The 13,332-nt window shown below is 48.0% G+C and carries 12 protein-coding genes and 2 pseudogenes; 7 read left to right on the top strand and 7 right to left on the bottom strand.

The window, feature by feature from the left end; genetic code table 11:
- Positions 1-39: 39 nt before the first annotated feature.
- Positions 40-228, top strand: a pseudogene (locus tag HV237_RS12285) (IS3 family transposase); the annotation flags it as partial.
- Between the two features lie 261 nt (positions 229-489).
- On the opposite strand, the gene HV237_RS12290 reads toward HV237_RS12285, so the two are convergent.
- Positions 490-786, bottom strand: coding sequence for a helix-turn-helix transcriptional regulator (locus HV237_RS12290; protein ID WP_001542733.1), 297 nt, complete (start codon positions 784-786; stop codon positions 490-492).
- A gap of 370 nt (positions 787-1,156) precedes the next feature.
- Between HV237_RS12290 and HV237_RS12295 the strand changes: the two genes are divergently transcribed.
- From HV237_RS12295 to HV237_RS12320, 6 genes are all read left to right on the top strand, one after another.
- Positions 1,157-1,854, top strand: a protein-coding gene (locus tag HV237_RS12295) for an IS1-like element IS1B family transposase (RefSeq protein WP_249415294.1) whose coding sequence is annotated in 2 segments (ribosomal slippage) — positions 1,157-1,406 and positions 1,406-1,854 — 699 coding nt in all. Because the reading frame shifts where the segments join, the coding sequence is not laid out codon by codon here.
- A 339-nt stretch (positions 1,855-2,193) separates the two neighbouring features.
- Positions 2,194-2,802 (top strand): type 3 fimbria major subunit MrkA, encoded by a 609-nt coding sequence (gene mrkA, locus HV237_RS12300; RefSeq protein ID WP_000756958.1) that lies wholly within the window; start codon positions 2,194-2,196, stop codon positions 2,800-2,802.
- Between the two features lie 193 nt (positions 2,803-2,995).
- Positions 2,996-3,697 carry a molecular chaperone gene (locus HV237_RS12305; protein ID WP_000820820.1) on the top strand — a complete coding sequence of 234 codons (702 nt, stop codon included), beginning with the start codon at positions 2,996-2,998 and terminating at the stop codon, positions 3,695-3,697.
- A gap of 11 nt (positions 3,698-3,708) precedes the next feature.
- Entirely contained in the window at positions 3,709-6,195 is a 2,487-nt protein-coding gene (locus HV237_RS12310; protein WP_000813719.1) for a fimbria/pilus outer membrane usher protein, read from the top strand.
- Complete coding sequence (locus tag HV237_RS12315; RefSeq protein WP_000055502.1) at positions 6,186-7,160, top strand: fimbrial protein; 975 nt, start codon at positions 6,186-6,188, stop codon at positions 7,158-7,160. The genes HV237_RS12310 and HV237_RS12315 overlap by 10 nt, the downstream gene beginning before the upstream one ends.
- Positions 7,161-7,174: 14 nt before the next feature.
- On the top strand, positions 7,175-7,825 hold the full coding sequence (locus tag HV237_RS12320; protein ID WP_001283944.1) for a type 1 fimbrial protein: 651 nt from the start codon (positions 7,175-7,177) through the stop codon (positions 7,823-7,825).
- Between the two features lie 61 nt (positions 7,826-7,886).
- Here the strand turns inward: HV237_RS12320 and HV237_RS12325 are convergent, their stop codons facing one another.
- The 6 genes and pseudogenes from HV237_RS12325 to HV237_RS12350 form a co-directional block, all read right to left on the bottom strand.
- A complete protein-coding gene (locus tag HV237_RS12325; protein ID WP_000994520.1) occupies positions 7,887-8,603 on the bottom strand; it encodes an EAL domain-containing protein in 717 nt (238 codons plus the stop codon).
- Positions 8,604-8,744: 141 nt separating this feature from the next.
- Complete coding sequence (locus tag HV237_RS12330) at positions 8,745-9,329, bottom strand: helix-turn-helix transcriptional regulator (protein ID WP_000799244.1); 585 nt, start codon at positions 9,327-9,329, stop codon at positions 8,745-8,747.
- 117 nt (positions 9,330-9,446) lie between these two features.
- On the bottom strand, positions 9,447-10,157 hold the full coding sequence (locus HV237_RS12335) for a PilZ domain-containing protein (RefSeq protein WP_001289134.1): 711 nt from the start codon (positions 10,155-10,157) through the stop codon (positions 9,447-9,449).
- A gap of 317 nt (positions 10,158-10,474) precedes the next feature.
- On the bottom strand, positions 10,475-11,398 hold the full coding sequence (locus HV237_RS12340) for an IS5-like element IS903B family transposase (RefSeq protein ID WP_001118619.1): 924 nt from the start codon (positions 11,396-11,398) through the stop codon (positions 10,475-10,477).
- A 342-nt stretch (positions 11,399-11,740) separates the two neighbouring features.
- Complete coding sequence (locus HV237_RS12345; protein WP_000043177.1) at positions 11,741-12,217, bottom strand: Dps family protein; 477 nt, start codon at positions 12,215-12,217, stop codon at positions 11,741-11,743.
- A gap of 123 nt (positions 12,218-12,340) precedes the next feature.
- Positions 12,341-13,288: pseudogene (locus HV237_RS12350) on the bottom strand (transposase); the annotation flags it as partial.
- Between the last annotated feature and the right edge of the window lie 44 nt (positions 13,289-13,332).

Consider the following 13,332-nt stretch of genomic DNA (forward strand, 5'->3'; position numbering starts at 1 on the left):
AACCACGCCACCCATAACCGCGCTATCATGCCATTTTGCGGCAACTGCTGGGATAATGCGGTGGCCGAATCGTTCTTCAGTTCGCTGAAAAAAGAACGGTTCAGGAAACACATATATATAACATGTGATATGGCCCGGGAGTATATCTTCGATTACATTGAAATGTTCTACAACTGGGCCCGACGCCACAGTCATCTCGGCGGCGTCAGTCCTGAGGCCTTCGAATAGGCCTCGTCGTGAAGACACAATTTATCTACGGGCGTGGGGGTAGCCCAATGGACCGAGAATTCTGAATACTGACGTGGCGGATAACAGCCATGTGGCGTTCCTTCGAAATTCACGAAAGTTGCATTTACATCGAAGTTACAGGAATTATGACACACACTTTCTGATTTAAATGTGATGCAATAGGTATCAAGGTTTGATTGAAGAAACATTTAGATGAGGTCCTAAAGCTTCTTCACCCATCGTTTTGCATACGCGCAACTATCACCAATCTTCACTCCTTGCCGGTAAATCAAACTCTTTTTCTACAAATTTTGAAGTTCTTGCATCCGTTAAAATAGGCGCAGAATTAAGGGACATCTCCACTCCTAAAATATTTAACACTTTGTAGAGTCGCTGAAAACTTGCCTTTGAAGGATTTGCCTCAAGACGAGCGTAAGTCTGCTGAGTCACACCCAATCTGGCAGATAATTCTCTTTGAGTTAATCCTTTCGATTTACGAAAACCAATTAAAAGCGGGCGTAACTGACTGAGAAGTTTAACTGGAAATGCAGTATCCATAAGTAGGTGACCATGTTGATTAGTTTAAAATATGTTCAATAATTGTAAAAAAACAGCCTGTAGGGAGTTTTTTTACTTTACAGCTTATAAGGTGTAATGATGAACTCGTTGTTTAATGAGTAGCAGTGCAGATTGAAAGGTTGCATATGGGGTCGGCTGGGATTATATTTATTACGGACTAGCATATAGTGGTACGTGCTGTTAATGATCATTTTTATGATGATTTATCAGTGCATGAGATGGAGAGGGCAAGGCTTTGCCCTCTCTTCTTCATGGTTCCATTTAGCTTCAAATAGTTATAAACACTCATTGCTTGGTGATGCTGCCAACTTACTGATTTAGTGTATGATGGTGTTTTTGAGGTGCTCCAGTGGCTTCTGTTTCTATCAGCTGTCCCTCCTGTTCAGCTACTGACGGGGTGGTGCGTAACGGCAAAAGCACTGCCGGACATCAGCGCTATCTCTGCTCTCACTGCCGTAAAACATGGCAACTGCAGTTCACTTACACCGCTTCTCAACCCGGTACGCACCAGAAAATCATTGATATGACCATGAATGGCGTTGGATGCCGGGCAACCGCCCGCATTATGGGCGTTGGCCTCAACACGATTTTCCGCCATTTAAAAAACTCAGGCCGCAGTCGGTAACCTCGCGCATACAGCCGGGCAGTGACGTCATCGTCTGCGCGGAAATGGACGAACAGTGGGGATACGTCGGGGCTAAATCGCGCCAGCGCTGGCTGTTTTACGCGTATGACAGGCTCCGGAAGACGGTTGTTGCGCACGTATTCGGTGAACGCACTATGGCGACGCTGGGGCGTCTTATGAGCCTGCTGTCACCCTTTGACGTGGTGATATGGATGACGGATGGCTGGCCACTGTATGAATCCCGCCTGAAGGGAAAGCTGCACGTAATCAGCAAGCGATATACGCAGCGAATTGAGCGGCATAACCTGAATCTGAGGCAGCACCTGGCACGGCTGGGACGGAAGTCGCTGTCGTTCTCAAAATCGGTGGAGCTGCATGACAAAGTCATCGGGCATTATCTGAACATAAAACACTATCAATAAGTTGGAGTCATTACCTATGTTATGTTTGACAAAAGTCAACATGTCTTTGATGGAATTGCTGATTGTTTTTTGTTTATTAATAGGCGCTAATCCATAAAACAGTCTCAATCAAGTTGTAAAAGAATGTATATTTAATTTCGAAATAGCATTCTTTGACGCCGACAGCCTCGACGAATTATTTCATTGAATTCGTTCCTGACGCCTTAAATATTGCGGCCTCCGGTCAGTCGAAGTTTCTATTAACAGTTGCACAAGTGAGCATCGCAAATCGCTTCTGACTTTTGTGCGTATTAACTGTTTGCTCATTGATACTTAATTCACTCTGACAAGGAAATGGCAATGAAAAAGGTTCTTCTCTCTGCTGCAATGGCAACTGCGTTTTTTGGTATGGCTGCGGCAAATGCTGCTGATACCAATGTAGGCGGCGGTCAGGTTAATTTCTTCGGTAAAGTTACCGACGTATCTTGTACTGTTTCCGTAAACGGCCAGGGCAGCGATGCGAACGTTTATCTGTCACCAGTGACTTTAACGGAAGTTAAAGCTGCCGCGGCGGATACCTATCTGAAACCGAAATCTTTCACCATCGATGTTTCTGACTGCCAGGCGGCTGATGGCACCAAACAGGATGATGTGAGCAAACTGGGTGTGAACTGGACCGGCGGTAACCTGCTGTCGGGCGCAACCGCTAAACAGCAGGGCTACCTGGCTAACACCGAAGCCGCCGGCGCGCAGAATATCCAGCTGGTTCTCTCCACCGATAACGCCACCGCGCTGACCAACAAAATCATCCCGGGCGACAGCACCCAGCCTAAAGCGGCCGGTGATGCCTCTGCCGTTCAGGATGGCGCGCGCTTCACTTACTACGTCGGCTATGCGACCAGCACCCCGACCACGGTTACCACCGGTGTGGTTAACAGCTACGCGACTTACGAAATTACTTATCAGTAATATCGACTGAGAGATAAAGCCGTCTCGCGCCGGGGCGGTCTATACCCGTCATACTTCGAATGGCACAGGCGTTGGCGACGTTTGCTCACCCCAGTCACTCTCTGGCCGCCTTTCTGCAATTCGAATTATTCAGGGTATACAACAATAATAAAGCGGCCACTGCTGCCGCTTATTTTTTTATTCTGAGGTCAGCATGAAGCGTATTGCCCTTTTTTTCTGTTTCATTTTTAGTTTTGCGGCCCATGCCAATAATATTATTGTTAACGGTACCCGCTTTATTTATCCAGGAAATGAAAAAGAAATAACGGTGCAGCTCTCTAACACCGCCGACCGTCCGGCGCTGGCGCAAGCCTGGCTGGATAACGGTAATGCCGACGCGACGCCGGATACCATTACGACCCCCTTTATTATCACGCCGCCTATTTCCCGCGTTGATGCGAAAAGCGGTCAAACCCTGCGTATTAAGCTCGGCAGTAATGCAGGGCTGGCTAAAGATAAAGAGACGCTGTGGTGGCTGAACCTTCTGGAAATACCGCCGGTTGAGGCCAGCCAGAAAAACGAAGGGCAAAATATTCTGCAGCTGGCGATTCGTTCGCGCTTTAAGTTTATTTATCGCCCTGCCGGGCTAGGCAATCGCGACGCTGCGGCAGAAAAACTGGCGCTCTCCGCTAACGGCAGCAGCCTGTCCGTCAGTAACCCAACGCCCTTTTATATCACCGTAAGCCGTATCTCCCGTAACGGCGGCAAAGCGCTCAACAGCAAAACGGTCATGTTTGCCCCGCAGTCCAGCCAGACCATCGCCCTCTCTTCAGCGGTGAGCAAAGGCGAGACCCTGACCGTTAACAACATTAATGATTATGGTGCAGATGTCGCAGTGAAAGTTACCGTCAAATAAGGGAAACGATCATGAAGCAGAGGTCAATCTGCCCGGGAAGATTAAGCACGGCTATTGCGGTTGCGCTGTGCTGCTTTCCGCCATTTTCCAGCGGACAGGAAAACCCGGGAACGATCTATCAATTTAACGATGGTTTTATCGTCGGCAGTCGCGAAAAGGTCGACCTGTCGCGCTTCTCGACCAGCGCTATCAGCGAGGGCGTCTACTCCCTTGATGTCTATACCAACGGCGAATGGAAAGGGCGCTACGACCTGAAAATCACCGCCGGTAAAGACGGCAAAATGGGCGTCTGCTATACCAAAGCGATGCTGATGCAGTATGGGATTTCGCCGGATAAATTAAATCCGCAGCTCAGCGAAAAAGAGGGCTTCTGCGGACGCCTGCAGGAGTGGCGTCACGAAGATAACGTCAAAGACACGCTGATTCAGTCCTCCCTGAGACTGGATATTGCCGTACCGCAAATCTACGAAGATCAGCGCCTGAAAAACTTTGTCAGCCCGCAATTCTGGGATAAAGGCGTTGCGGCGCTGAATTTAGGCTGGATGGCCAACGCCTGGAACAGCCATATCTCCTCGGCCAACGGTTCCGATAACAGCAGCGCGTATCTTGGCGTTAACGCGGGCCTGTCGTGGGACGGCTGGCTGCTCAAGCATATCGGTAATCTGAACTGGCAGCAGCAGCAGGGGAAAGCGCACTGGAACAGCAACCAGACCTATCTGCAGCGGCCGATTCCGCAGATTAACTCGATAGTCAGCGGCGGGCAGATTTTTACCAACGGCGAGTTCTTTGACACCATCGGCCTGCGCGGGGTTAACCTGGCGACCGATGACAATATGTTTCCCGACGGCATGCGCTCCTACGCCCCTGAAATTCGCGGCGTGGCGCAAAGCAACGCCCTGGTGACGGTGCGCCAGGGCAGCAATATTATCTATCAGACCACGGTGCCGCCGGGGCCGTTTACCCTGCAGGATGTCTATCCTTCCGGCTACGGTAGCGACCTTGAAGTGTCGGTTAAAGAGGGCGATGGTTCGGTCGAGGTATTCAGCGTACCTTACGCCTCGGTAGCGCAGCTGCTGCGTCCGGGGATGACCCGCTACGCGCTCTCCGCCGGTAAAGTCGACGATAGTTCGCTGCGTAATAAACCGATGCTCTACCAGGGAACCTGGCAGCATGGTTTAAATAACCTGTTTACCGGCTATACCGGCGTCACCGGATTTGATGACTATCAGGCGTTCCTGCTGGGGACCGGGATGAACACCGGCATCGGCGCGCTCTCCTTCGACGTGACTCACTCGCGGCTGAAGAGCGATACCCTTGACGAGCACGGTCAAAGCTATCGCGCCACCTTTAACCGCATGTTTACCGAAACCCAGACCAGCATCGTGCTGGCGGCGTATCGCTACTCCACCAATGGCTACTACAACCTGAACGACGCCCTCTACGCCGTCGATCAGGAGAAGAACTACAACAGCAACTACACCGTGTGGCGCCAGAAAAACGGGATGACCTTTACCGTCAACCAGAACCTGCCGGACGGCTGGGGCGGTTTTTATCTGAGCGGTCGGGTGGCGGATTACTGGAACCGTTCGGGGACGGAAAAGCAGTATCAGTTTAGTTACAACAACATGTACGGTCGGCTCTCGTGGTCGGTCAGCGCCCAGCGCGTCTATACCCCGGATAGTTCCGGCCACCGCCGCGACGATCGCGTGTCTCTCAACTTTAGCTACCCGCTGTGGTTCGGTGAAAACCGCACCGCTAACCTGACATCGAATACCGCGTTTAACAATTCGCGTTTCGCCAGCTCGCAGATTGGCGTCAACGGTTCGCTGGATAGCGAAAACAACCTTAACTACGGCGTGTCGACGACCACCGCCACTGGCGGCCAGCACGATGTGGCGCTGAACGGCAGTTACCGTACCCCGTGGACGACGCTGAACGGCAGCTATAGCCAGGGCGAAGGCTATCGCCAGAGCGGCGTGGGCGCCAGCGGGACGCTAATCGCGCATCAGCACGGCGTCGTATTCTCGCCGGAAACCGGCACTACTATGGCGCTGATCGAAGCGAAAGATGCCGCGGGCGCGATGTTGCCCGGTTCGCCGGGTACCCGCATCGACAGCAACGGCTACGCCATTCTGCCGTATCTGCGGCCTTACCGGATAAATTCCGTTGAAATTGACCCGAAAGGCAGCAATGACGATGTCGCCTTCGGCAGTACCGTGGCGCAGGTGGTGCCGTGGGAAGGGAGCGTGGTCAAGGTCTCCTTCGATACCACGCTGCAGAACAACATCACTCTGCGGGCGCGCCAGGCTAATGGCCTGCCGTTACCGTTTGCCGCCACGATATTCGGTCCGTCCGGGAAAGAGATCGGCGTGGTGGGGCAGGGCAGCATGATGTTTATCAGCGACGCCAGCGCGCCGAAGGCCACGGTTAAGTGGAGCGGCGGACAGTGCTCGGTGGAATTAAGTCAGGAAAAAACAAAGGAAACGCTATGTCGCTAATGAAAAAACTGACGCTTTTTATTGGCTTAATGGCGCTGGGGACAACGTCAGCATGGGCATCATGTTGGCAATCTAATAGTGCCTATGAAATTAATATGGCTATGGGGCGCGTGGTTGTTAGCCCGGACTTACCAGTAGGGAGTGTCATTGCAACTAAAACATGGACAATGCCGGATAATAATACGATTTATGTTACATGTGATAGAATTACTACTCTGAAATCAGATGCGAAAATTGTTGCTGCTGGTTTGGTTCAGGGGGCCAATAAAGTCTATTCAACTGCAATTCCTGGAATTGGTTTACGTTTCTCACGTAAAGGGGAGATCAGTATGATCTACCCTGATAGTTATACCACGACAGGTTCCTCCTTTAGACTCGCAGGTTCAACATTCACATTAGATATAATTAAGACCAGTACCACAACAGGGAGTGGAACCTTAGCCAGTGGGCCGTATACAGAGTACGGACCAGGATTTACAATCCTTAAAACCAGCCTTAATGCTGATGCCATTACAATTGTTTCACCTTCTTGTACCATTTTAGGTGGCAAAAATATGAATGTCGATATAGGCACGATTAAACGAGCTGATTTAAAAGGGGTGGGGACCTGGGCTGGCGGTACACCATTTGATATTAAACTGGAGTGTAGTGGGGGAGTCAGTGTCAGTGGTTATGCAAATATTAACACCTCATTTTCTGGAACATTAGCTACAAATACATCAGCGAATCAAGGTGTTCTACTAAACGAAAAGACCGGAAATTCTGCTGCTAAGGGCGTTGGTGTGCAGGTTATAAAGGACAACACTCCTCTGGAATTCAACAAAAAATATAATATTGGTACATTACAAAACCAGGAAACTCGTTATATCACCCTGCCTCTCCATGCGCGCTTCTATCAATATGCGCCGACTACCAGTACCGGTGAAGTGGAGTCGCACCTGGTCTTTAACCTGACGTACGATTAATGCGGGAGGCGGGTATGAGTGATTCAGCAAAGTATAAAAATAGCACACGACTCATTCAGTTGGCCCTGATAAGCGGGACGCTTATTGCCTCCTCGGCGTGGGGATTCGAGACGAATTACGATCGTGGGCGGGTTGATTTTGCCGGACGGGTGACAGACATCTCCTGTAGCGTGGCGCTTAACGGCGGCAATAATGCAGGGAGTGGAAGCGTCTGGCTGGCGCCGGTCAGCCTGGCAGAAGTACACGATCGCGGGGCGGGGGCATTTATGAAACCACAGCCTTTCACGCTGGAACTCTCAAACTGCCAGCTTCGTCATGATGGCGGCGCGGCGGATAAAGATGAAGTTCGGATGGTGAATGTGCGCTGGATTGATGGGTTTATGGTTAATTCCGTCAGCAATGAAAACGCTGGTTATCTGGCGAATACGCGCGCGGATGGGGCCAGCCATATTTTCCTGGCGCTGTCGACTAACGACAATAATACTCTGGACAAGAGCAATAAAATTGTCCCGGCTGACCCGCAGCAAAACCGGGTGCCTCTGGTCGAAAAGGCGGTGGATGGCGGGATATTTACTTATTACATTGGCTACGTTACGCCAGCGCCGGAAAAAGCGACCAGCGGTCCGTTGACCAGCTGGGCGACCTGGGAGTTAGTTTATAATTGAGTGATTGATTGACTTTATTGCGCGAATGTTAATATTGATGCCGGAATGCTCCGGCATTTTTTTAAACCTTGATATCTTCTTTGACCAGTTGTTCAATACTGACTTCCTTCCAGTAGTGTCCCTGAATAGCAAACCACTCCATGCCCTGTAACCATTTCTTGTGCGCTTCGCTTTCTACGCCTTCAATAATCACATTATGGTGGTTACGGGAAAGAAAGGTGATCAGCGCATCCATCAATGGTCGGCCAGAATCTTTTTGCATTAAATGCCAGAAGAAGTCTTTATCGATTTTGACATAATCAAAATGGTAGCCTCGAATCGCGCTAATACCCGCATTGCCTGAGCCAAAATCATCGAGCCAGAGCGTCGTACTTCGCGGATCGCTCCAGGTTGCAAGAGCATTGTTCAATAATTTATTCGAGTTTTCTGTTACCTCAAAGTGAACGCAGCCAATGTGGCCAACGAGGTTTTTAATCTCTGGTCTTAGCAATATGTTGAGTATATGGTCATCAACATTGATTGTTGCAGAGATGCCGTTTTTATTAAACCACTGTTTATGTTTTTCAATAAGCGCCAGTTGCTCCATGAATATGCTCTCGCGCAATCCCGTATTGGCATAGCGGAAGAAGTTTTCTGGAGAGATAGACAGGCTATCGAAACGACTCAGGCACTCTACGGCGACGAGCGTACCTTTTGGGGAAAACATCTTTTGAAAGACATAACGAACGGATATATCGCTACGTGATAAATTATGATTGGAAAACAGAGTCGCGTTCATTATCTCTCGTCAAAAATCAGGTCGGAGGTAAAGAGAAGATAACTTTATTATAGGTCAGGTTTATGTCTATGGGAATGATTATTAAAGGCAGATTACCAATGAATTATCGGTTTTTGATTAGTCGCCCACATATTTTTGGCTTTAGCACCGATACATATTGACTATCCTTTTATTCATTATCCGTGAGTTATTCATCCCCAGTTTCTTCATAATATGTACCTTATGACTGTGTACCGTTTTGTGATCAATATCGAGGAGTAATGCGATTCTTTTATTGTTGTTACAGGCAATGATTAGCTCCAGAACCTGAAGCTCCCTAGCGGTTAGCTTACGCCGGGTACATAACCGCTGGCAGCCATCGGCGGTCAAAGGTCTGTTGATGATGGCTGAGAAATCTGATAAAGAAGATTTTTCATTCAAAATCAATATATTATCAATATAAAGCAGCTCCCGGAACAGTCTGGAGAGGTCACTTTTTACAATTAAAACCAGCAAAGCGCAGTGCGTAAGACGCTTGCGCAGGGTATTAAGCAATGCGACCGTTGTGGCTGCAGAGATATCCTTATGGATAGTGTTGACAATAATGGTAGTGGTTGATGGCGCGCTGGTCCCCTTAACAATATCCTGGAAGTTAAGAGTGGTGATGTTTTTTTTGTTATCAATCATATAATCATGGATTGAGTGCCCGATGATATTGTCGTCAGTATAAAGTAATGTGTTTTTCAATGTGTTAAATTTTCCTGTTGACTATCGTTATCAAAAAATGTCTTGTGTGCTATTGAATTAATAGTGTTTTAGATTAAAGTGGTTGTGTTTTATTGAAATTATATTTCATCAAATGAATTAAACTAGGCTTCGCCTGTTTATTATTTTTCTATCAATTATCAATTTGACAATTATTTTTTCTATCTTCTCTTTTTTTTCTTCACTTTCGTAATAAAACATGCAAGATACTCTGAAGCTTGTTGCATCACATTGTTTGCGATTATTTTCCTCGGATATATGTTTTATCTTTAAATTAACAAGGATTTGTCCGTACTCCCCAAGATTTAACACTGAATTTTCAAGTTTATTTCCATTTCTAATAAAACTATGCAAAGGTTCCAGGGATATAAACGAGCAACCACCTTCAGATATATCATTCAAGTGATATTTATAAATAGTGCCACTTCTGTATCTTCCAGAGCAATAAAACTGGCTTTCGTACCCAACGTTAATTCTTGGTGATGTCCTTCGTTGTAGTATTGATAATGATTCAGGGATAATGAAGCATAGAAGATTGTTTGAATTGCTTTTGTCAGTGATTCGATTGTTGGTTGTGAATTCTATTTTTCCTAATGGGCTGTGGATGATAAAATAAAAAATGCTCTCTTTAGGAAGGCCTGGATGAGAGGTAGATGGTTTTATATAGAAAAAATTTCCTTCTATTTTTTTTAGGGTTGACTGGTGTTTTATATCATTACAATAGAAGTACAATTTAGATTGAATCCTGAGTTCATCTCTCAGAATTGCAATGATTTCATATCTGGAATTTTTAGAAACTCCTTCAGACATATTGACTCCCTAATCCAAAAATAGACAGAATTTTAATTTATTATCCCATGTTTGAATCGTATTTTTCTTAAAAAAAATGCCATTACAGCCTATTGTTTGATGTAAAAAAATAGGCTAATCCTATTGATCGATAGTTGACACTGTCGAATTTTCTTTATAGGTATTTGGAATGAATAATCTTTTAATATAAACATCCCTGGTCTACCAATAGTGATGATAGCGGACAGTGATGTAGTCCCTTAAACAGACAGTAGTTGTATCGGCTTTGTTGAATAAATCAGATTTCGGGTAAGTCTCCCCCGTAGCGGGTTGTGTTTTCAGGCAATACGCACGCTTTCAGGCATACCTGCTTTCGTCATTTTGTTCAGCGCTCGTACCAGGGCCATAGCCTCTGCAACCTGACCATCGTAGTCACGCAGTGTCAGTGAACCCCCGAACAGCTGTTTTACCCGGTACATCGCCGTTTCCGCTATCGAGCGACGGTTGTAATCTGTTGTCCATTTCCACCGCGCATTACTCCCGGTCATTCGCTGATTAGCCACTGCACGGTTACGGTCTGCATATTCACCGGGCCAGTAACCCGCACCTTTTCGGGGAGGGATAAGCGCGCTGATTTTCTTACGCCGCAGTTCATCGTGACATAGCCGGGTATCGTAAGCGCCATCGGCGGCGGCTGACCTGATTTTCCGGTGGGTTTGCCGGATTAACCCGGGGAAGGCCTCTGAGTCCGTAACGTTGTTCAGCGACAGGTCAGCGCAGATGATTTCATGTGTTTTACTGTCAACGGCGAGATGCAGCTTACGCCAGATACGGCGGCGTTCCTGGCCATGCTTTTTGACTTTCCACTCGCCTTCACCGAAGACCTTCAGCCCGGTGGAATCAATTACCAGGTGTGCGATTTCACCCCGGGTGGGCGTTTTGAAACTGACATTAACCGACTTTGCCCGCCTGCTGACACAGCTGTAATCCGGGCAGCGTAGCGGAACGTTCATCAGAGAAAAAATGGAATCAATAAAGCCCTGCGCAGCGCGCAGGGTCAGCCTGAATACGCGTTTAATGACCAGCACAGTCGTGATGGCAAGGTCAGAATAGCGCTGAGGTCTGCCTCGTGAAGAAGGTGTTGCTGACTCATACCAGGCCTGAATAGCTTCATCATCCAGCCAGAAAGTTATGGAGCCACGGTTGATGAGGGCTTTATTGTAGGTGGGCCAGTTGGTGATTTTGAACTTTTGCTTTGCCACGGAACGGTCTGCGTTGTCGGGAAGATACGTGATCTGATCCTTCAACTCAGCAAAAGTTCGATTTATTCAACAAAGCCTCATTAACCCTGTTCAGGCTGTGAAATGCCAGACCGGAACCTGCGATACCTTAACGGGAAAACAACAGTGGTCCGGATATACCAGCCGATGATGCCCGTCACGGACTGTATTTCTCGTTCACGCATTCACTGATTAACCCACTGATTCAATGGTGTTTAATACTGTGACGGTCAGAAAAAACAGCCACAGGAACACGGATGATTCTGCACTGTCAGTAATAGCCTGTGGCTGACAAACCGTTTTTTCTGCTGCCACGGGGTGACATTATTCAAGCAGGCTACGCAACATCCAGGCAGTTTTCTCATGTAACTGGATACGTTGTGTAAGCAGATCTGCTGTGGCTTCATCATTCGCATTATTAACGAGCGGGAACAGGGAGCGTGCAGTTTTAACCACGGTCTCCTGGCCCTGGACAAGATTTTCAATCATGTTTTTTGCTGCCGGAATATCCTTATCTTCATTAACCGCTGTTAAACGTGAAAATTCATGATATGTGCCGGGCGCGAAGCATCCGAGCGAGCGTATACGTTCAGCGATATCATCAACGGCAGTGGCCAGCTCATTGTATTGATTTTCAAACATTAAATGTAAGCTGTTAAACATGGGGCCAGTTACATTCCAGTGATAGTAATGTGTTTTTATATACAGGGTATAGGTGTCAGCAAGAAGCCGGGACAGGCCGTCTGCAATCTCCACCCGGGATGATTCAGCAATACCAATATCAATGATTTGTTTACTCATAACTACCTCTTACACGGTTTCAGTGGAATATACGATATGCGATTATTCTTTCCGGTCTGAGCAAAACACGCCTCAAATTTTTATAATAACGGGGTTTGAGGGCCAATGGAACGAAAACGTACGCTAAGAAGTTAATTCATTGTTTAAATTGAAATTTAGTTCTCTCAGTTCCCCCTTCAAAATATCCTCCGGTAGCGTAAACGTATAATGCCCCAGCATATTGATATGCCCGTGCATCAGTGGGGACAACCGGGCGATATCTTCAACCCCGATTTCTTCTCCATTACTGCGTATCCAGCTCAGGGCTTCCTGCATATAAAGTGTGTTCCACAGTACCACTGCGTTAGTGACCAGGCCCAGTGCCCCCAGCTGATCTTCCTGACCTTCACGATAGCGCTTTCTGATCTCACCGCGCTGCCCGTAGCAGATCGCCCTCGCCACAGCATGGCGGCCTTCCCCCCGGTTTAGCTGCGTCAGGATCCGCCGACGATAATCCTCATCATCAATATAATTAAGAAGGTACAGCGTCTTGTTGACGCGCCCCACTTCCATGATCGCCTGTGCCAGCCCTGATGGGCGCGAGCTTTTCAGCAAAGAGCGAATGAGTTCTGAAGCATGAATGGTGCCCAGTTTCAGCGAACCGGCGGTTCGCATCATCTCATCCCACTGATCCTCGGCTTTCGACAGATCGGCACAACCACGTGCCAGTTCGTCCAGTGCACCGTAATTTGCCGATTTATCCACTCGCCAGAATACCGCTTCACCGGCATCGGCAAGCCGGGGGGAAAACTGGTATCCCAGCAGCCAGAAGAGGCCAAAAATAATATCGCTGGTACCGGCTGTGTCTGTCATGATCCCAACCGGATTCAGCCCTGTCTGCTGCTCCAGAAGGCCTTCCAGCACAAAAATGGAATCTCGTAATGTGCCGGGGACAACGATGCCGTGGAATCCAGAGTACTGATCAGAGACGAAGTTGTACCAGGTGATGCCACGTCCGGAACCAAAATATTTTCTGTTAGGTCCTGAATTGACGGTTTTCACCGGCGTGACAAAGCGCATGCCATCAGCTGAAGGGCACTGTTGCAAATAGTCGGTGGTGATAAACTTATCATCCC

It is taken from the genome of Citrobacter sp. RHBSTW-00570 (assembly GCF_013739755.1).
Lineage (GTDB): Bacteria > Pseudomonadota > Gammaproteobacteria > Enterobacterales > Enterobacteriaceae > Citrobacter > Citrobacter braakii.